The sequence below is a fragment of the Polaromonas sp. CT11-55 genome, assembly GCF_047303325.1.
Lineage (GTDB): Bacteria > Pseudomonadota > Gammaproteobacteria > Burkholderiales > Burkholderiaceae_C > Polaromonas.
On the sequence record NZ_JBKBEX010000007.1, the window covers coordinates 145,039 to 164,420 of the forward strand.

At 66.6% G+C, this 19,382-nt stretch carries 20 protein-coding genes; 9 read left to right on the forward strand and 11 right to left on the reverse strand.

All coding sequences use genetic code 11. The features are described 5' to 3' along the window. Window positions 1–8: 8 nt before the first annotated feature. The 3 genes from tcuA (at window position 9) to ACEN8I_RS09560 (ending at window position 3,618) form a co-directional block, all read left to right on the forward strand. Complete coding sequence (tcuA, locus tag ACEN8I_RS09550; protein WP_413328147.1) at window positions 9–1,433, forward strand: FAD-dependent tricarballylate dehydrogenase TcuA; 1,425 nt, start codon at window positions 9–11, stop codon at window positions 1,431–1,433. Further along, window positions 1,420–2,604, forward strand: coding sequence for a tricarballylate utilization 4Fe-4S protein TcuB (gene tcuB, locus ACEN8I_RS09555; protein WP_413328148.1), 1,185 nt, complete (start codon window positions 1,420–1,422; stop codon window positions 2,602–2,604). The genes tcuA and tcuB overlap by 14 nt, the downstream gene beginning before the upstream one ends. 69 nt (window positions 2,605–2,673) lie before the next feature. Then, window positions 2,674–3,618, forward strand: a complete 945-nt coding sequence (locus ACEN8I_RS09560) for a Bug family tripartite tricarboxylate transporter substrate binding protein (RefSeq protein WP_413328192.1) — start codon at window positions 2,674–2,676, stop codon at window positions 3,616–3,618. A gap of 25 nt (window positions 3,619–3,643) precedes the next feature. On the opposite strand, the gene ACEN8I_RS09565 is transcribed toward ACEN8I_RS09560, so the two are convergent. The 11 genes from ACEN8I_RS09565 to ACEN8I_RS09615 form a co-directional block, all read right to left on the reverse strand. Then, a complete protein-coding gene (locus ACEN8I_RS09565) occupies window positions 3,644–4,279 on the reverse strand; it encodes a response regulator (protein ID WP_413328150.1) in 636 nt (211 codons plus the stop codon). Beyond that, window positions 4,276–5,568 (reverse strand): PAS domain-containing sensor histidine kinase, encoded by a 1,293-nt coding sequence (locus ACEN8I_RS09570; RefSeq protein WP_413328151.1) that lies wholly within the window; start codon window positions 5,566–5,568, stop codon window positions 4,276–4,278. The genes ACEN8I_RS09565 and ACEN8I_RS09570 overlap by 4 nt, the downstream gene beginning before the upstream one ends. A gap of 52 nt (window positions 5,569–5,620) precedes the next feature. Further along, window positions 5,621–5,911, reverse strand: coding sequence for a hypothetical protein (locus ACEN8I_RS09575; protein WP_413328152.1), 291 nt, complete (start codon window positions 5,909–5,911; stop codon window positions 5,621–5,623). 54 nt (window positions 5,912–5,965) lie between these two features. Further along, the gene (locus ACEN8I_RS09580; RefSeq protein ID WP_413328153.1) at window positions 5,966–6,220 is read right to left on the reverse strand and encodes a nitrogen fixation protein FixH; all 255 of its coding nucleotides are present in this window, start codon (window positions 6,218–6,220) and stop codon (window positions 5,966–5,968) included. Window positions 6,221–6,240: 20 nt separating this feature from the next. Further along, entirely contained in the window at window positions 6,241–7,668 is a 1,428-nt protein-coding gene (ccoG, locus tag ACEN8I_RS09585; protein ID WP_413328155.1) for a cytochrome c oxidase accessory protein CcoG, read from the reverse strand. Between the two features lie 7 nt (window positions 7,669–7,675). Then, window positions 7,676–8,593, reverse strand: coding sequence for a cytochrome-c oxidase, cbb3-type subunit III (gene ccoP / locus ACEN8I_RS09590; RefSeq protein WP_413328156.1), 918 nt, complete (start codon window positions 8,591–8,593; stop codon window positions 7,676–7,678). A gap of 58 nt (window positions 8,594–8,651) precedes the next feature. Continuing rightward, window positions 8,652–8,789, reverse strand: a complete 138-nt coding sequence (locus tag ACEN8I_RS09595) for a cbb3-type cytochrome oxidase subunit 3 (protein WP_413328157.1) — start codon at window positions 8,787–8,789, stop codon at window positions 8,652–8,654. A gap of 11 nt (window positions 8,790–8,800) precedes the next feature. After that, window positions 8,801–9,430, reverse strand: coding sequence for a cytochrome-c oxidase, cbb3-type subunit II (gene ccoO / locus ACEN8I_RS09600; RefSeq protein WP_413328158.1), 630 nt, complete (start codon window positions 9,428–9,430; stop codon window positions 8,801–8,803). Window positions 9,431–9,448: 18 nt separating this feature from the next. Then, entirely contained in the window at window positions 9,449–10,882 is a 1,434-nt protein-coding gene (gene ccoN, locus ACEN8I_RS09605; RefSeq protein WP_413328159.1) for a cytochrome-c oxidase, cbb3-type subunit I, read from the reverse strand. Window positions 10,883–10,947: 65 nt separating this feature from the next. Beyond that, window positions 10,948–11,085, reverse strand: a complete 138-nt coding sequence (gene ccoS / locus ACEN8I_RS09610) for a cbb3-type cytochrome oxidase assembly protein CcoS (RefSeq protein WP_074574359.1) — start codon at window positions 11,083–11,085, stop codon at window positions 10,948–10,950. Continuing rightward, window positions 11,086–13,401: a heavy metal translocating P-type ATPase gene (locus ACEN8I_RS09615; RefSeq protein ID WP_413328160.1), complete on the reverse strand. Its 2,316-nt coding sequence runs from the start codon at window positions 13,399–13,401 to the stop codon at window positions 11,086–11,088. Between the two features lie 331 nt (window positions 13,402–13,732). On the opposite strand from ACEN8I_RS09615, the gene ACEN8I_RS09620 reads away from it, so the two are divergent. Genes ACEN8I_RS09620 through arcC form a run of 6 tightly spaced genes read left to right on the forward strand, consistent with a single transcriptional unit; the run spans window position 13,733 to window position 19,309 of the window. Further along, window positions 13,733–14,176: a universal stress protein gene (locus ACEN8I_RS09620; protein WP_413328161.1), complete on the forward strand. Its 444-nt coding sequence runs from the start codon at window positions 13,733–13,735 to the stop codon at window positions 14,174–14,176. A gap of 33 nt (window positions 14,177–14,209) precedes the next feature. Continuing rightward, window positions 14,210–14,632 (forward strand): universal stress protein, encoded by a 423-nt coding sequence (locus ACEN8I_RS09625; RefSeq protein WP_413328163.1) that lies wholly within the window; start codon window positions 14,210–14,212, stop codon window positions 14,630–14,632. Window positions 14,633–14,669: 37 nt separating this feature from the next. Next, complete coding sequence (gene arcD, locus ACEN8I_RS09630) at window positions 14,670–16,142, forward strand: arginine-ornithine antiporter (RefSeq protein ID WP_413328165.1); 1,473 nt, start codon at window positions 14,670–14,672, stop codon at window positions 16,140–16,142. Further along, window positions 16,142–17,350, forward strand: a complete 1,209-nt coding sequence (locus ACEN8I_RS09635) for an arginine deiminase (RefSeq protein ID WP_413328166.1) — start codon at window positions 16,142–16,144, stop codon at window positions 17,348–17,350. Before arcD ends, ACEN8I_RS09635 begins: the two co-directional genes overlap by 1 nt. A 37-nt stretch (window positions 17,351–17,387) precedes the next feature. Next, entirely contained in the window at window positions 17,388–18,386 is a 999-nt protein-coding gene (argF, locus tag ACEN8I_RS09640; RefSeq protein WP_413328169.1) for an ornithine carbamoyltransferase, read from the forward strand. Continuing rightward, window positions 18,383–19,309 (forward strand): carbamate kinase, encoded by a 927-nt coding sequence (arcC, locus tag ACEN8I_RS09645; protein WP_413328170.1) that lies wholly within the window; start codon window positions 18,383–18,385, stop codon window positions 19,307–19,309. Before argF ends, arcC begins: the two co-directional genes overlap by 4 nt. Window positions 19,310–19,382: the final 73 nt, after the last annotated feature.

Below are 19,382 nucleotides of genomic sequence, written 5' to 3' on the forward strand. Positions count from 1 at the left end.
GACAAGAAGTGAGCGATGAGCAGGTCGATGTACTGGTCATAGGTGGCGGCAATGCCGCACTCTGCGCCGCGCTGATGGCGCGTGAGGCCGGCGCCAGCGTGCTGCTTCTCGAAGCCGCGCCCAAGGCCTGGCGCGGCGGCAATTCGCAGCACACGCGCAACCTGCGCTGCATGCACGACGCGCCGCAGGACGTGCTGGTAGAAGCCTACACCGAGGAGGAATACTGGCAGGACCTGCTGAAGGTGACCGGCGGCCTGACCGACGAACACCTGGCCCGGCTCGTCATCCGCGCCTCGTCGAACTGCCGCGACTGGATGCGCCGCCACGGGGTGCACTTCCAGCCGCCGCTCTCGGGGGCACTGCATGTAGCGCGCACCAACGCATTTTTCATGGGCGGCGGCAAGGCGCTGGTGAACGCCTATTACCGCAGCGCCGAACGACTGGGCGTGCAAATCCGTTACGAGACGCCGGTGGCTTCCGTGGAGCTCGACGGCGAGCGCTTCACCGCGGTAAACACCGAAGCCGGCGAACGCATCACCGCCAAAAGTTGCGTGCTCGCCGCCGGCGGCTTCGAGTCCAACCGCGCCTGGCTGCGCGAGGCCTGGGGTCAGAACGAGCGCGGCGAATGGCCGGCCGACAACTTCCTGATCCGCGGCACCCGCTTCAACCAGGGCGTGCTGCTCAGGCAGATGATCAAGGCCGGTGCCGACTCCATCGGCGACCCCTCGCAGGGCCACATGGTGGCTATCGACGCCCGCGCCCCGCTCTTTGATGGCGGCATTTGCACCCGCATCGACTGTGTGTCGCTGGGCGTGGTGGTCAACCGCGAGGCCCGGCGTTTCTACGACGAGGGCGAGGACTTCTGGCCCAAGCGTTACGCCATCTGGGGCCGGCTGGTGGCCCAGCAGCCCGCCCAGGTGGCCTATTCCATCATCGACCAGAAGGCTGTGGGCCGCTTCATGCCGCCGTTGTTTCCCGGCACCACCGCCGACACGCTGCAAGGGCTGGCGCGGCAGCTCGGCCTGGACGAGCCCGGCTTCCTGCGCACCATTGCCGACTACAACGCCGCCTGCCGCGTCGGCCGCTTCGACCACACCGCGCTGGACGACTGCCGCACCGAGGGGCTGGCACCCGCCAAGACCCACTGGGCCCGGCCCATTGACACCGCGCCCTTCTACGCCTACCCGCTGCGCCCCGGCATCACCTTCACCTACCTGGGTCTGAAGGTGGGTGACACCGCCGCCGTGCGCTTCGGCGGACGGCCCAGTCCCAACCTCTTTGTGGCTGGCGAAATGATGGCCGGCAACGTGCTCGGCAAAGGCTACACCGCCGGTGTCGGCATGAGCATCGGCACCGCCTTCGGACGCATCGCGGGCACCCAGGCCGCAGCCGCCGCCCTGAAGCAGAAGGACTCCCACCATGCAAACGCTTGAAGCCCTGGCACGCGAGGCCGCGTCGCTCGCGGACGGTCCGCGCCGTGTCATTCCCATTCTTTCCACCGCCGAGACCGAGGTCGGCCGGCAGATGCAGATCTGCAACGCCTGCCGCTACTGCGAGGGCTTCTGCGCCGTGTTCCCGGCCATGACCCGACGGCTCGAATTCGGCAAGGCCGACATCCACTTTTTGGCGAACCTCTGCCACAACTGCGGCGCCTGCCTGCATGCCTGCCAATACGCGCCGCCGCATGAGTTTGCCGTGAACGTGCCCCGGGCCATGGCGCAGGTACGCGGCCAAACCTATGTGGACTACGCCTGGCCGCCCGCACTCGGCGTGCTCTACCAGCGCAACGGGCTCACGCTGTCACTGGCCCTGGCCGCGGCGCTGGTGCTGTTCCTGGTCATGGCCGTGGCGATGAAGGGCAGCCTGTGGGGCGCCGCGCCAGGCGATACCTTCTACAGTGTGTTTCCACACAACCTGCTGGTGAGCCTGTTCGCCCCCGTGTTCCTGTTTGCCGCATTGGCGCTGGCCATGGGCGTGCGGCGCTTCTGGCGCGACATCACGCCCGCTACCAGCGGCGCGCCGCTGAACGCGCCCGCCGCCGCCGAAGCCGCCGATGCGGTGCTGCGCCTCAAATACCTCGACGGCGGCCACGGCGACGGCTGCCACAACGAAGACGATGCCTACACGCTGTCGCGCCGGCGCTTTCATCACCTCACCCTCTACGGCTTCATGCTGTGCTTCGCTGCCACCAGCGTCGCCACGCTCTACCACTACGCCTTCGGCTGGGTGGCACCCTACGCCCTGCCCAGCCTGCCTAAGCTATTCGGCGTGGCCGGCGGCATCAGCCTGGTGCTGGGCACCGCCGGCCTGTGGCGCTTGAACCGCGAGCGCCATCCCATGCATGGCGACCTGGCGCAAAAATCAATGGACCTGGGCTTCATCGCCCTGCTGTTCCTCACCAGCGCCAGCGGCCTGGCCCTGTGGCTAGGGCGTGGCACACCCGCCCTGGCCCTGCTGCTGTGCCTGCACCTGGGCGCTGTCATGGCCCTGTTCGCCACCCTGCCCTACGGCAAGTTCGGCCACGGCATCTTCCGCAGCGCCTCGCTGTTGCGCCACGCCGTCGAAAAACGCCTTCCCAATCCGATTGGCCTTGGCGCCGATTGAAAACCACAAGATACAAGCACCCCAAGGAGACAAAGCATGAACAAACGAAAATTTCTGCGCACCACCACGATGACGGTGGCCGCGCTCTGCGCAACCGGCCACGTACCGGCTCAAGACTTCCCCCCCAGGAAACCCATCACGCTTGTGGTGGGCTTTGCCCCTGGCGGGGCAGCCGATGCCGCGGCGCGCCTGATTGCGAAGAAACTTGGCGAGGACATCGGCCAGACAGTGATCGTGGACAACAAAGCCGGTGCTGGCGGAAACATCGCCCACCAGTATGTGGCTAATGGACCCACCGACGGCTCGATGCTGTTGTTCGGCTCCGTCGGACCGCTGACCATTGCACCTCATGTCATGAAGGTTAGCTACGACCCTTTCAAGGACCTGGCCGCGATCTCTGGCGGGGTGAACTTCCCTAATATGCTGGTGGTGCACAAGGGCCTGGGCGTGAAGACCCTGGCCGAATTCGTTGCGCTGGCCAAAAAGAAGCCCGGCAGCATCGACTTCGCCTCTACCGGCGCCGGCTCGGCTTCACACCTGGCCGGGGAACTATTTAACCAGCGCGCCAGTATTGACATGGTGCACGTCCCGTACAAAGGCGGCGCTCCGGCCCTGCAGGATCTACTGGGCGAACGCGTCGCCTCATACTTTTCGGCACCGCCCACCGCGATGCCGCACGTCGAAGCCGGCAAGCTGATTCCCTTGGCTACCACCGGCCTCACCCGCCCTGCCTACATGCCCAACATCCCGACGGTGGCTGAATCGGGCTACCCCGGGTTCGAGGCGCTTAACTGGTACGCCTTCCTGGCACCCGGCAAGACGTCCGTGGCCATCCTTGACCGCTGGAATCAGGCCATTGTCAAGGTGTTGGCCGACCCCGGCGTGAAGGAGGCCCTTAACAAGCACGGCCTGACGCCGCAGCCGACTACCCGCGCACAGTTCACCGACTTCATGCGAAAGGAAGATGCCAAGTGGGGCGCCATCGTGCGCGAGCGGAAGATCACCGCAAACTGATGGGGTGAAATCCTGCCAAGCCCCCTCAGGGTTCCGCCAGGCCGTGCTTGAGCGCGTAGCGGATCAGTTCGCTCTGGTTTTGCAGACCCATCTTCTGCATGAGGTTGGTTTTGTGGGTGCTGACGGTCTTGACCGAGAGGTTCAGTTTTGTGGCGATGTCCGTCAGGGAAACGCCGGCCACCAGCTGCTGCAGTACCTCGAATTCACGGTTGGACAGGCTTTCGTGCGGCACCCCCTCGCTGCCGGGCATGGCGCCCAGCGCCAGCTGCTCGGCCACCTCGGCGCTGATGAAGGCGCCGCCCGAGGCCACCTTGCGTATGGCCTGCTCCAGCTGGGCCGGCGCGCTTTCCTTGGTCAGGTAGCCGCTGGCGCCGTTCTTGATGGCGCGCACCGCGTACTGCAGCTCCTGGTGCATGCTCAGCACCAGGATGCGCAGCTGCGGCTTTTCGGCGCGTACCAGCTTGATCAGCTCCATGCCGCTGCGCCCGGGCATGGACAGGTCCAGCACCAGCACGTCGAAGGCCAGTTCGCGCACGCGCTGCATGACTTCCGTGCCGTTGCCGGCCTCGCCTATGACTTCCATGCCTTCAATCGACGACACGATGCGCTTGAGGCCTTCGCGGACGATGGCGTGGTCATCAGCCATCACAATCTTGATCACGTCATATCTCCTGTTTCTGCGGCGTCGGCCGTTTCGGGCACCGGGATAAGTACGCGTATGCGGGTGCCGCGGCCCGGCGCCGTGTCAATCTCCACCGTCCCCTGCAGCAGTCGCGCCCGTTCGCGCAGGCCCATGAGGCCCAGCGAGCTGGCCTTGCGCGGCGCGTCCAGCGCGAAGCCGGCGCCGTCATCGGCCACTTCTAGGACCACGGCCGCGCCCGTCCTCTCGACGCGCACATCGACCCGCGACGCGCCCGCATGCTTGGCCACGTTTACCAGCGACTCCTGCACGATGCGGAACACCGCCGTGGCATAGGGCTCGCCGAGCTCCACGTCCTCATCCAGCGAGAGTTTGCACGGCACGCCATGGCGCTGGCTGAAGTTGTGGGTCAGCCACTCGATGGCCGGCACCAGCCCCAGGTCGTCCAGCAGCAGCGGCCGCAGGTCCGAGGCGATGCGGCGCGTGGCGGCGACGGTGGTGTCCAGCAGGCCCAGCATGTCGTCGAGCTTGGCCCGCACGGCACTCGCCTCACGGGGGATTGCCTCGCGGACCAAAGTGGCGTCCATCTTGATCGCCGTCAGCGACTGCGCGAGTTCGTCATGCAGCTCGCGCGCGATGCGGGTTTTTTCGCTTTCCCGGATGGCATGGGCCGCCGAGGCAAAGGCGCTCAGTTCCTCGGCGGCACGCACGCGCTCGGTCACGTCGCGCAGGATTACGGTGTAAAGCTTGCCGTGCGCGGTGTCCAGCTGCGAGATCGAAGCCTCCAGCGGGAATTCCTCGCCGCTGGCCCTGAGCCCATACAGCACCGTGCCGTCGCCCATGCGCCGCGAGGTCGTGCCGGTCTGGCCGAAACGCCGGACCTGCCCGCCATGTGCGTCCCGATGCCGCTGCGGGATCAGGCGCGTGAGCGGCTGGCCCAGCATCTCGCGCGTGGGCCAGCCGAAGATTCTTTCGGCGGCCTTGTTGTAGAGGATCACGTTCTGATCGCTGTCCACGGTGATGATGGCGTCCATGGCCGAGTCCAGCAGGCCCGCCAGCCTGGCGTCCGCGCCTTCGAGCGCCCGCTTGCCGGCGCGGTCCCGCGCTGCATCGCGCCCGGCCACCAGCCAGGCGATGCCACAGGTGGCGGCGGCCAGCGCCGCGACCAGCGGCAGGCCCGGCAGCGAGTGCGGGCTGAATACCAGATGGACGGTGGCCAGCAGCGTCAGGGTCGCCAGCACGGCCAGCACAATGGCCGTGGAGCGCCGGCGTTTGGGCAGCGTATCGCCTACATGGGGGAACTGGGACATGGCACGCTTCGGGAGTGGGAGCCCGATCTTACCGCCCTGCCCCGCGCCGGTTTCAGTCCTCATCCACCGCACGCGCCGGATCCGCCCGCGTCCGGCGTGAAGCCGCCTGCCCCGCATCCGGCGCGGGCCCGGTCAGCAGCACGCTCAGCGCGCTGGACGCCGCGCAGGCCAACCAGAAAACAAAAAACACGGCAGTCTGGAATGCCAGCCGCGAAAGCCCGGCCGGCTGCCCGTCCCTGAGCATCTCCTGGGGGTCAAACAGCCCGAACAGCAGCAGCTCCAGCAGGCAGGCCGCCAGGAAAGCCGGCCAGGCAATGCCCAGTATCTTGTTGGCTGACATCACACGTTGCCTCCTGTTGTTATTTGCGCTTGCGGGTTGTCGGGGTGATCAGGCCGATCAGGGGCGTGTGGCCTTGTCGGGCGTGGCCGCGTGGTTGCGCCCTTCCAGCGCCGGCGCCAGGGCCCTGGCCTGCGGCGGGCCGCCGCGCGCGGCCCGCGCCGGCTCCTGCCCGCCTATCACGGCATCGGGGTATTTGACGGCCAGGAAAGCCGTCACGACGCCGGCCACGACGACCAGCGCGGGCCCGGAAACCACCAGCCAGACATGGCCGTGTTTCCACCAGGGGGCAGTTTGGGTGGGGATGGTAGTCATGAAAGGCCTTTCATCGCGATTCATCGCGGAACAAGGAACACGGACTTTTCTTCGACATGGGCGCGCCCGCTTTCATCGGCGACGCGGAACAGGATGGGGTGCGAGCCGGCCTCGACCGAACCATAGGGAATCTGCAACCGCACCGCGACCCAGCGCGATTCGGTAGGGCCGACCTTGACCTCGGCCTCCGAGGCGACTGCCAGGCCTTCGAGCCCGGACGCCACGATGCGATAGCGCTGGGGCTGCTCCGTGGCGTTCATGATCTGCAGGCGGTAGACGTTTTCCAGCTTTCCGCCGGCCACGATGCGCGAGAGCGCAGCGCGGTCGCGCACCACGTCCACCTTCAGCGGCATGCGCGCCACCAGGCTCCACAGCAGCGCCAGGCACAGCACGCCCAGCAGCGTGGTGTAAACCAGCACACGCGGGCGCAGCACACGGCGCAGCATATGTGAGGCGCTCCATTTGCCGGCCAGCGCGTTTTGGGTGGTGAAGCGGATCAGGCCACGCGCATAGCCCATCTTGTCCATCACGCCGTCACACACGTCCACGCAGGCCGCGCAGCCTATGCACTCGTACTGCAGGCCCTTGCGGATGTCTATGCCGGTCGGGCAGACCTGCACGCACAGCGTGCAGTCGACGCAGGCGCCCAGGGACAGCGCGGCCGGGTCGGCCTGGCGCGAGCGAGCGCCGCGCGGCTCGCCGCGCGCCGGGTCGTAGCTCACGATCAGCGTGTCCTTGTCGAACATCGCGCTCTGAAAGCGCGCATAGGGGCACATGTATTTGCACACCTGCTCGCGCAGGAAGCCGGCATTGCCGTAGGTGGCAAAGCCGTAGAACAGCACCCAGAAGATTTCCCAGCCGCCCATTTTTGTCTGCAGGAACTGCAGGATCAGCTCGCGCGCCGGCACGAAGTAGGCGACAAAGGTAAAACCGGTCCACATCGCCACGCCTATCCAGAGGATGTGCTTGAACCACTTCTTGACCAGCTTTTCCAGCGAAAACGGCGCGCCGTCCAGGCGCAACCTGGCCGTGCGGTCGCCCTCCACCTTGCGTTCTATCCAGAGGAAGATTTCGGTGTACACCGTCTGCGGGCAGGCAAAACCGCACCACAGGCGGCCCGCCACCGCCGTGAACAGGAACAGCGACAAGGCGCTGGCCACCAGCAGGCCGGTCAGGTAGATGAAGTCCTGCGGGTACAGCACATACCCAAACAGGTAAAAGCGCCTGGCCTCCAGGTCGAAGAGCACGGCCTGGCGCTGCCCCCACTGCAACCACGGCAGGCCGTAAAACACCAGCTGGGTCAGGGCCACAAAAACCCAGCGCCAGCGCGCGAAACGCCCGCTGACCGAGCGCGGGTAGATCTTTTTTTGCGCCTCGTACAGGGATCCGCCTGCCGGCTCGCTCACCGGCACGATGGGGATGATTTTGCGCAAGGCCGGTTGTGTCACTGTCGCCTCAAAGCTTGGCCGCGGGGGCCTTGTTGGACAGCCCCCAGATGTAGGCCGTCAGCACATGGATCTGCGCTTCGGTGAGCTTGCCGGCCTGCGCGGGCATCTCATTGATCTTGCCCTTGTTGACGATGTCGACAATGGCCTGCTCGCCCCAGCCGTGCAGCCAGATGTCGTCGGCCAGGTTGGGCGCGCCTATGGTCGTGTTGCCCTTGCCGTCGACGCCGTGGCAGGCAGCGCAGGCCGTGAACTTCGATTTGCCGAGCTGGGCACGCACCGAATCATGCGGGCCGCCCGACAGGCTCAGCACGTACTGCGCCACGTTCTTGACGTCCTCGGGTGACCCCACGGCCGCGGCCATGGGCGGCATCTGCCCCTTGCGGCCCTGGGTCAGGGTTTCCTTGATCTTCTCGGTCGAACCGCCGTGCAGCCAGTCGGTGTCGGTGAGGTTGGGAAAGCCCTTGCTGCCGCGCGCGTCCGAGCCGTGGCACTGGGAGCAGTTGTTCATGAAGAGGCGCTCGCCCACGGCCATCGCATTGGTGTCGCCCGCGAGCTGCTCGGCGCTTTTGGCGGTGAACTGGGCGTACAGCGGCGCAAGCTCCTTGTCCGCCTTGAGCATCGCGCTGTCGTATTCGCCGCGCGTGCTCCAGCCCATCTCGCCCGGGTAAGCGCCCAGGCCCGGATAGGCGACAAGGTAGAGCAGCGAATAGATCACGGTGAAGACGAACAGCCACATCCACCAGCGTGGCATGGGATTGTTGGCCTCGCGCAGGTCCTCGTCCCAGACGTGGCCCGTGGTGTTGTCGCTGCTCGGGACTATTTTTTTTCGGGCCGTGGCCCACAGCAGCACCAGCGCGCCAATGATGCCGACCAGGGTCAGCGCGGCCACATACCAGGACCAGAAGTTGTCGGTGAAATCGCTCATAAGCCGCACCCGATGCGTTGTGGAATAAAAAATGAAAACTTGGAGATAAGGGACATAGCTAATCCTGCAGGAAGGGGATCTTTGCGTCCTCTTCAAAGCGCTTGCGGTTGCGGCCCGAATAGGCCCACACGAGCAGGCCGATGAAGGTGGCAAAGCACAGCAAGGTGGCGATGATGCGCAGCGTGTTGATGTCCATGGCGTCCTCCTTTATTTCAGGGCCTTGCCCATGACTTGCAGATAAGCCACCAGGGCGTCCATTTCCGTCTTGTCCTTCACCACGGCGGCAGCTTCGGCGATTTCCGCGTCGCTGTAAGGCACACCCACCGTGCGCAGCGCCTTCATGCGCGGCGCCATGTCGGCCGGGTTGACGCTGGCTTTTTCGAGCCAGCTGTAGGCCGGCATATTCGATTCGGGCACCACATCGCGCGGATTGTTCAGGTGGATGCGGTGCCACTCGTCCGTGTACTTGCCGCCCACACGTTGCAGGTCGGGGCCGGTGCGCTTGCTGCCCCACTGGAAGGGGTGGTCGTAGACAAACTCGCCGGCGACCGAGTAGTGGCCGTAGCGCAGCGTCTCGGCGCGGAAGGGCCGGATCATTTGCGAGTGGCAGTTGTAGCAACCCTCGCGCAAATAGATGTCGCGGCCGGCCAGCTGCAGCGCACCATAGGGCTTGACGCCTTCTATGGGCGCGGTGGTCGACTTCTGGAAGAACAGCGGCACGATCTCGACCAGGCCGCCCACGGCGATCACCAGCAGGATCAGGATGATCATCAGGAAGTTGTTGGTCTCAATCTTCTCGTGCGAGAAGCCGGCCGCGCTTGTGTTGTCGTCTTTCATGGAATGTGCTTTCTATGTTTATGCGTGCGCCAGCGCCGGAACCGGTACCCGGACGGGGCGTCCCCGGGCCACCGTCATGCAGACGTTCCAGGCCATCAGCACCATGCCGCCCAGGTACAGCACCCCGCCGAAGAAGCGCACCACGTAGAAGGGATAGGTGGCCTTGACCGATTCGACGAAGGTGTAGGTCAGGGTGCCGTCGGCGTTCAGGGCGCGCCACATCAGGCCCTGCATCACGCCGGCGATCCACATGGCCGCGATGTAAAGCACGATGCCCACGGTGGCCACCCAGAAATGCACCTCGATGGCGCGCACCGAGTACATCCGCTTTTGCCCGAAGAGGCGCGGGATCATGTAGTACAGCGTGCCCATGGAGATCAGGCCCACCCAGCCCAGCGCGCCCGAATGCACATGGCCCACGGTCCAGTCGGTGTAATGCGACAGCGCGTTGACGGTCTTGATGGACATCAGCGGGCCCTCGAAGGTGCTCATGCCGTAAAAAGACAGCGAGACGATCAGGAAACGCAGGATGGGGTCCTCGCGCAGCTTGTGCCAGGCGCCCGACAGCGTCATCACGCCGTTGATCATCCCGCCCCAGCTGGGCGCCAGCAGGATCAGCGAGAACACCATGCCCACCGATTGCGTCCAGTCGGGCAAGGCCGTGTAGTGCAGGTGGTGCGGGCCCGCCCACATATAGGTGAAGATCAGCGCCCAGAAGTGGACGATGGACAGGCGGTAGCTGTAGACCGGCCGCTCGGCCTGCTTGGGAATGAAGTAATACATCATGCCCAGGAAGCCCGCGGTCAGGAAGAAGCCGACGGCGTTGTGGCCGTACCACCACTGCACCATGGCGTCCTGCACGCCGGCATAGGCCGAATAGGACTTCATCCAGCCGGCCGGCACTTCAGCGCTGTTGACCACATGCAGCACCGCGACCGCCAGGATGAAGGCGCCGTAAAACCAGTTGGCCACATAGATGTGCCTGACCTTGCGCACGCCCAGGGTGCCGAAGAACACCACCGCGTACGCCACCCAGACCAGGGTGATCAGGATGTCTATGGGCCATTCCAGCTCGGCGTATTCCTTGCCGGTGGTGTAGCCCAGCGGCAGGCTGATCGCCGCGGCCACGATGACCAGCTGCCAGCCCCAGAAGGTGAAGGCCGCCAGGCGCGGCGCGAACAGCGGCACGCCGCTGGTGCGCTGGACCACGTAGTAGCTGCTGCCTATGAGCGCGCAGCCGCCGAAGGCGAAGATCACCGCGTTGGTGTGCAGCGGCCGCAGCCGGCCGTAGCTGAGCCAGGGGATGCCGAAGTTCAGTTCAGGCCAGGCCAACTGGGCCGCGATGAACAGGCCCACCGCCATGCCCACCACACCCCAGAGCACCGCCGCCAGCGAGAACTGACGCACCACCGTGTCGTGATAGGCGATCCCTTGTGTTGTTTCTTGGTTCATGAAGCACCTTTTGTCTAGATGCTTCAAAGTGTCGGCGCGGCGGGCGGCGCGGCATTTGATACAAGTCAATCACCGTGAAGAATGCGCTCTGCTTCCTGCTCCAGTGCCTCGAATTGCCCACGCCATACGGCCCAGCCCAGCGCGCCAATGATGAGCAGCGCCAGCACGACGGACAAGGGGATCAACAGGAAAAGAATGTCCATCTAGTGTTCAGGCGCAACGCGCGCCAGCCTCGCGGAATTGGCCACCACCAGCAGCGAACTGGCCGCCATGCCGAAGCCGGCCAGCCAGGTCGGCATCAGGCCTGCAATTGCCAGCGGCACGCAGGCCGCGTTGTACAGCGCGGCCCAGACCAGGTTCTGGCGCACCACACTCCTCGTTCGCCGCGCCTGCGCCAGCAGCGCCGCCACGGTGGCAAGCCGGTTGCCGGTCATGATGAAATCCGCCCTGGCCTGGGCCAGCGGCACGGCCTGGCCCATGGCCATGGACACATCGGCCGCGGCCAGCACCGGCCCATCGTTCATGCCGTCGCCCACCATCATGACGCGGTGGCCTTCGCGCTGCAGCCTGCGCACATGTTCCAGTTTCATCTCGGGCGTGCATTCGCCGAAGCACCACTCGATGCCGGCCCGGCGCGCCAGGTGGGCCACGGCCTGGCCGGTATCGCCCGACAGCAGCTGCACGCGGACACCGAGTTGGAGCAAGGCAGCCACGGCCTGCGCCGCGTCGGGACGGATGGCCTCATCGAGCTCAAAGCCCGCCAGGTAATGTTCGCCGTCGGACAGATGCGCCTGCAGCACCGGCACATCGCGGCCCTGAACAGGCGCACGGCAAAAAGAGGCCGAGCCCAGGTAAAGGTAGCGCGCATCGCTGCCGTCGAGCCTGGCGACCTTGCCGCGCAGGCCGCGGCCCGCGACCTCCTCCACCTCGCTGGCCACCCAGCCCGGCGCGGAAGCATTCACCGGAAAGCGCGCGGCAATGGCGCGCGAAACCGGATGCAGCGACTGCCTGGCCAGCGCTCCCGCCCTGTCACACACTTCGCCCCGATCCACGCCTTGGGGGGTGTGGGCCAGGACAACTTCCATGCGGTCCTCTGTCAGCGTTCCGGTTTTGTCGAAGACCACGGTGTCCACGGCCGCGCAGCTTTCGAGCGCCTGCAGCCTGCGAACCAGCACGCCGCGCCGCGCCAGCGCGCCCGCGCCGGCCAGCATGGCCGCCGGCGTGGCCAGCGACAGCGCGCAGGGGCAGGTCACGATCAGCACCGAGACCGCGACCGCCATCGCATGCGCCTGGCCCAAAGGCCACCACCACCAGGCCGCGCCGGCGGCGGCCAGCAGCACGGCCACCAGGAAAGGGCTGGCGATGCGGTCCACCAGTTGCACCAGGCCGGGTTTTTCGAGCGAGGCCTGCTCCATCAGCGCCACGATTTCGGCGTAGCGGGTCTGCGCGCCGACCCGCCGCACGCGCACCAGCAGCAGGCTGGTGAGGTTGTGGCTGCCGGCAATGACGCCGTCGCCGGCGCGCCGCAGAAGGGGTTTGGATTCACCGGTCAGCAGCGACTGGTCGACCCGGCTCTCGCCTCTTTCCACCTCCCCGTCGGCCGGAAAGGCCTGGCCCGGCAGCACCCGAACCAGATCGCCCACAGCAAGCCGGCGCACGGCCACCGCGCGAAAGCTGCCGTCGGCCTCCTGCCGCTCCACGCTGTCCGGCAGGCGGCGCATCAGGGCCTCCAGCGCGCCGGCGGTGCGGTCGCGCAGGCGCTGCTCCAGCAGCCGGCCCGACAGCAGGAAAAACACAAACATGGGCACCGAGTCGTAGGAGGCATGCTCGCCCCAGGGGCTGGCCGGGTCAAAGGTCGCGGCCGTGCTGGCCCCGAAGGCGATCAGCACGCCCAGCGCCACCGGCACGTCCATGCCTATGCGCAGGTGCCGCACGTCACGCAGCGCCGCCGAAAAAAACGGCCAGCAGGAAAACAGCAGCACCGGCAGGGTCAGCACCCAGGAGGCCCAGCCCAGCAGCGCCCGGATGTCGGGCGTGATCTCGCCGGCCGGCGCCAGGTAGGCCGGCGCCGCATACATCATGACCTGCATCATGCAAAAGCCGGCCACCAGCCAGCGCCAGAGCATCAGGCGCTGGGCCCGCTGCCGTTTGCCGGCCAGCAGCAGGTCGCCGGCCGGCAAGGCGCCGTAGCCGGCCTGGCGCAGCGCGGCCATCCAGGCCGAAGGCCGCGTGGCCTGCGGCTGCCACTGAAGCCGCGCCACGGCCGTGACGCCGTTGACCTGCACCGCATCCACGCCGGGCAGCTTGCGCAAAACCGACTCGACGGTGAGCGCGCAGGCCGCGCAATGCATGCCTTCGATTGCCAGGCAGGACTCCCACCAGCCCTCATGCCCCGGCACCGGGCGGCTAAAACCCTCCCACTCAGCCGGCTCGTCCAGGGCGGCCCATGGCGTGGCGCTGCCCGCGGCAGGCGGCACGGGGCCGGCGGAAAGCAACGGCAAGGAGGGGACGGTTTGCATGGCGAAAGCTTAGCCAGCGCAGAGTGCCGCGCCCTTGACATGGATCAAACCAGGGGCCATGGGCACTTCCGCGGATGTCAGCGGGTGTCGGCCTGGCAGTCTGGCGCTGTGGCTTAAGTCTGGTGGCGAACAGACACCTCCCCACGCCGCGCGCACAGTCACCTCGTGGCATCGGACATCTTCCGGGCCGATGCGTTTTTTCACACATCGAAAGACCCCATCAAAACCGCGGAACAGAGGCTAGAGATCATGTGCCGCGCCCTTGACCTGGATCAAGCCAGGGCCCGGACGGCGCTCCTAGACTGCGGCACATCAACACAGGAGAACCATCATGTACAAACGCATTCTTGTTGCCACCGACGGATCCACACTTTCCAAAAAAGCGGTCAAGGACGCCATCACCCTGGCCGCATCCCTGGAGGCCGGCCTGGTGGCGCTCAACGTCGTGCCGCGTTATCCCGTGAGCTACTTCGAGGGTGGCGCCACGGTGTCGCCGCAGGAAGTCGGGCGCATCGAAAAGGACTGGGCCGACAGGGGCCAGGCCGTCGTCGACGCGGTGTGCAAGACCGCCGAAGCCGCGGGCGTCAAGGCCAAGGCCGTGACCGTCAAATCCGACCTTGTCGCGGCCTCCATCCTGACCACGGCCAAAAAGAACAAGTGCGACCTCATCGTCATGGCCTCGCACGGCCGCAAGGGCATCTCGCGCATCCTGCTCGGCAGCGAGACCCAGCAGGTGCTCACGCACAGCGGCATTCCCGTCCTGGTCCTGCGCTGAGCGCGCCGTTTCATCCCCTTCCCGGAGAACAGCATGAGAGTCCTTCTGGCCGTTGACGGCAGCAAGTTCACCAAAAAAGCCCTGGCCTTCCTGGTCACCCACGAAACCCTGATGGGACCCGGCGCGGAGCTGATCGTGCTCAATGTGCAGATCGCCGTCTCCCCTCGCGTCAAGACCATGCTGGGCGCCGCCACCGTCCGCGCCTGGCACCAGGATGAGGCCGACAAAGTGCTGCAGCCGATTGAGCGTTTCCTCAAGCGCCACGGCATCCCCTATCGGGCTTCCTGGGTCGCGGGCACGCCGGCCACGCAGATCGTGCAGGCGGCCAAACGCGAGAAGGTCCACATGGTGGTCATGGGCACCCACGGCCACGGCCTGCTGGGCCGCGCCCTGCTCGGCAGCGTCGCCCAGCGCGTGGTGGCCGATGTCGACGTGCCGGTACTGCTGGTCAAGTAGCCCCTCCCAACACATCAGCCGAAAGCGAGAACACGCCATGAGCACACTGTCAAACACCCGGTCCCCGGTGTCGCCGGCGCGGACCATTCCCACCACACGCCAGGCACAAAGCAGCCTGGGCCTGGGACTGCTGGTCGCGCTGGTGACGGGCTCCATCATCGGCAGCGGCATCTTCGGCCTGCCGCAAAACATGGCGGCGGGGGCAGGCGCCGGCGCCATCCTGATCGGCTGGCTGGTCACCGGTGTGGGCATGCTGGTGCTGGCGCGGGTCTACCAGATGCTGGCGCTGCGCAAGCCCGAACTGGACAACGGCGTCTACGCCTATGCCCGGGCGCTTTCAGGCGATTACATCGGCTTTAACTCCGCCTGGGGTTACTGGATCAGCGCCTGGATAGGCAACGTCGGCTACCTGGTGGCCGCGTTCGGCGCGCTCGGCTATTTCTTCCCGGCTTTCGGCGAAGGCAACACCCCCGCGGCCGTCGCCGGCGCGTCGGTGGTCTTGTGGGTGGTCCATGCGCTGGTTCTGCGCGGCATCAACACCGCCGCCTGGGTCAATGCCGTGGTCACGGTGGCCAAGGTCATTCCGCTGCTGCTGTTCATTGTGCTGGCCGCGGCCGCTTTCCAGGCGCCCACCTTCAGCCTGGACTTCTGGGGCGGTGCCAAGCTGGGCTCCGTGCTGGAGCAGGTCAAGAGCACCATGCTGGTGACGGTATGGGTGTTTATCGGCATCGAGGGTGCCAGCGTCTATTCGGCGCGCGCGCGCCAGCGCAAGGACGTCGGCAAGGCCACGGTCATAGGCTTTCTGATCTGCCTGGCCCTGCTGATGGCCGTCTCGCTGCTGTCCCTGGGCATCTTCACCCAGCCGGAACTGGCCGGGCTGAAAAACCCTTCCATGGCCGGCGTGCTGGAAAAAGCCGTGGGCACCTGGGGCGCCGTGCTCATCTATATAGGGCTGATCGTTTCCGTGGGCGGCGGTTTCCTGGCCTGGACGCTGCTGGCCGCGGAATCGCTGTTCACGCCGGCCAACAGCGGGGTGATGCCCGAATGGCTGGGCCGCCAGAGCGGCAAGGGCGTGCCGGCCAATGCCTTGTGGCTGAGCAGCGCCATGGTGCAGCTCTTCCTCATCGTCACCCTGGTGTCCAAGGCGTCCTACCTGGCGCTGATCTCGCTCTCGACCGCCATGATCCTGCTGCCCTACCTGTTCAGCGCGCTCTACGGCTTCAAGCTGGCCGCTCGCGGTGAGGGTGCAGGCCCGGCCCGCGGCGCACTGGACCTGCCGGTGGCCGCGCTTGCCTCGGTGTATTGCCTGTGGCTGCTGTATGCCGCCGGCGCCAAGTACCTGCTGCTGAGTGCCCTGCTCTACGCCCCCGGCGCGGCCCTGTATTTCATCGCCAAACGGCAGGCTCGCCGTGAGCCCTTCACCCCGGGCGAAAAAGCCATGCTAGCCGCGGTGCTCGCGCTCGCGGTGGTCGCGGGCTGGATGCTTGCCGCCGGAAAGTTGAGCCTGTGATGGCCGGCGTCCATTCAGAGACGGGCCGGCTGCGCAAGGTGCTGGTCTGCAGGCCCGGCCTGGCGCACACGCGCCTGACGCCCGCGAACTGCCGGGACATGCTGTTCGACGACGTGATGTGGGTCGCGCAGGCCAAAAACGACCACTACGCCTTTACCAGCGCCATGACGGAGCATGGCGTGGAAGTGCTGGAACTGCACGACCTTCTCGCGGTCACGGTCGGCAACCCAATGACGCGCGACCGGCTGCTGGACCGCGAACTGGCCGGCACCGACTTTGAAGCCGCGGCTGTGCTGCGGCCCTGGCTGCAGGAGCTGACGCCGGCCCGGCTGGCCGAATTCCTGATCGGCGGGCTGACGCCGGCGGACCTGCCCTTCAAGCTGCCCGGCCTTACGGCTGCCTGCGCCAGCCCCTCGGACCTGCTGCTGCCCGCCCTGCCCAACACCCTGTTCACGCGCGACAGCAGTTGCTGGATAGGCGACGGCGTGGCGCTGGGCGCCATGTACTGGCCCGCGCGCCAGCGGGAAAGCCTGCTCATGGCGACCATCTACCGCTCCCACCCGGCATTCGCGGGCAAGGTCACCGAATGGTGGGGCGACCCGGGGCAGCCGCACGCGCAGGCCTCGCTCGAAGGCGGCGACGTCATGCCGCTGGGCAAGGGCCTGGTGCTGGTCGGCATGGGCGAGCGGACCTCGCCGCAGGCCGTGACCCAGCTCGCGCGCAGCCTGTTTGCCCGCGGCGCCGCGACCCGGGTGCTGGCCGCCCAGTTGCCCAAATCGCGCGGCGCCATGCACCTGGACACGGTGCTGACCTTTTGCGACCGCGACCTGGTGACGGTGTTCCCGGAAATCGTGCAGGCTATCCGCGCGTTCAGCCTTCGCCCCGGCGAGAAGCCGGGCGAGCTGGACGTCAGGGCCGAAACCGAGCCCCTGCTGGAGGTACTCGCGCAGGCGCTGGGCTTGCCCAGGCTGCGCGTCGTCGCCACCGGCGGCAATGCCTACGAAGCCGAGCGCGAGCAGTGGGACGACGGCAACAACGTGCTGGCGCTGTCGCCCGGCGTCGTCATGGCCTACAACCGCAACACCCATACCAACACCTTGCTGCGCAAAGCCGGCGTCGAAGTCATCACCATTCCCAGCGGCGAGCTGGGGCGCGGGCGCGGCGGCAGCCACTGCATGTCCTGCCCGATTGAGCGCGACGCCGCCTGACCTGTCACTGCGACAAAACGAAAGACGGCCCTCCCCCATGAGCTTTAACCTTCACAACCGCAGCCTCCTGGACCTCAAGGACTTTTCCCCGCGGGACATCCGTTTCCTGCTGGACCTGGCCGCCGAGCTCAAGCGCTCCAAATACGCGGGCAACGAATTGGCGCGCCTGAAGGGGAAAAACATCGCGCTGATCTTCGAAAAAGCCTCCACCCGCACACGCTGCGCCTTCGAAGTCGCGGTGCACGACCAGGGCGGCCATGTCACTTACATCGACCCAGTCAGCTCGCAGCTGGGCCACAAGGAATCCCTGAAAGACACGGCCCGGGTATTGGGCCGGCTGTACGACGGCATCGAGTACCGCGGCTTTCACCAGACGGTGGTGGAGGAGATCGCACGCTTTTCGCATGTGCCGGTGTGGAACGGCCTGACCGACGAGGCCCACCCCACCCAGGTGCTGGCCGACCTGCTGACCATGGAGGAGTTCGGCGAAAAGCCGCTGCATGAGCTGTCTTTCTGCTACCTGGGCGACGCCCGCTTCAACATGGGCTGCTCGCTGCTGGTCGGCGGCACGCAGATGGGCATGGACGTGCGCATCGCCGCTCCCGCGGCGCTGATGCCGCCGCCCGCGCTGGTCGCTGACATGCGCGAGCTGGTGAAAACGACAGGCGCGCGCATCACCCTTAGCAGCGATCCGGCCGAAGCCGTCAAGGGCGCAGACTTTCTCTACACCGACGTCTGGGTCTCCATGGGCGAACCCGAGGAGGCCTGGAAGCAGCGCATAGCGCAGCTGCTGCCCTTCCAGGTCAACAGCGCCTTGATGAAGGCCACCGGCAAGCCGCGCACCCGCTTCATGCATTGCCTGCCGGCTTTCCACAACCTGGATACCGAGGTGGGGCGCCAGATCCACGAGCGTTACGGCCTCAGCGAAATCGAAGTGACCGACGAGGTCTTTGAATCCGATGCGTCCGTCGTGTTCACGCAGGCGGAAAACCGCATGCACACCATCAAGGCCGTGCTCGTGGCCACGCTGGCATGAGGCTGGTCGTGGCGCTGGGCGGCAATGCCTTGCTGCGCCGGGGCCAGTCGCTCAGCGCGCAGCACCTGCTCGAAAACATCCGGGGCGTGGCGGCCCAGCTGGCGCGCGTCGCGCTGCACCATGAGCTGGTGGTGACGCATGGCAACGGGCCGCAGATAGGCCTGCTGGCGCTGCAGAACTCGGCCTACGCGGCGGTGCCGCCCTACCCGCTCGACATGCTGGGCGCACAGACCGAGGGCATGATCGGCTACCTGCTGGAGCAGGAACTCGCCAACCAGCTGGCGCCCAAGCGCTCCGTGGTCACCCTGCTCACGCGCGTGGAAGTCGATCTCAACGACCCGGCTTTCGGCCGGCCCACCAAACCCATAGGACCTGTCTACACCCAGGAGGAAGCGCAGCGGCTTGCGCAAGCCATGCACTGGCATGTCGCGCCCGACGGCGAAAGCTTCAGGCGCGTCGTGGCTTCGCCCCTGCCCCTGCGCGTGCTGGCCGTGGATCCGCTGCGCTGGCTGTTGCAGCACCAGGCCGTGGTCATCGCCGCGGGCGGTGGCGGCATTCCGGTGGCATGTACGGCCGGCAGGCGGGCACTGGAAGGCGTGGATGCCGTGATCGACAAGGACCTGACCAGCGCCCTGCTCGCGCTGGAGCTGGGTGCCGACTGCCTGGTGATCGCCACCGACGTGGACGCCGTCTACCTCGACTGGGGGCTGCCGACGCAGCGCGCTCTCGGCAAGGTCGGGCCGCAGGAACTGCTGGGCCACAGCTTCCCCGCGGGCTCCATGGGCCCCAAGGTGCAGGCCGCCGCCAGCTTCGTCCTCAAGACGGGAAAGAAGGCCTTGATAGGTTCGCTGGACCGGATCGAGGAGATGCTGGCGGGCCGCGCCGGCACCGAGGTCAGTCCCGGCGGCGGCCCGGCGGCATAAGCCGGCGTGGAAGGGCCCCGCCCCGCCGCATCGCGCGGGGCTTGCGCAACAAGCCATCGCTTGAGGAATATCA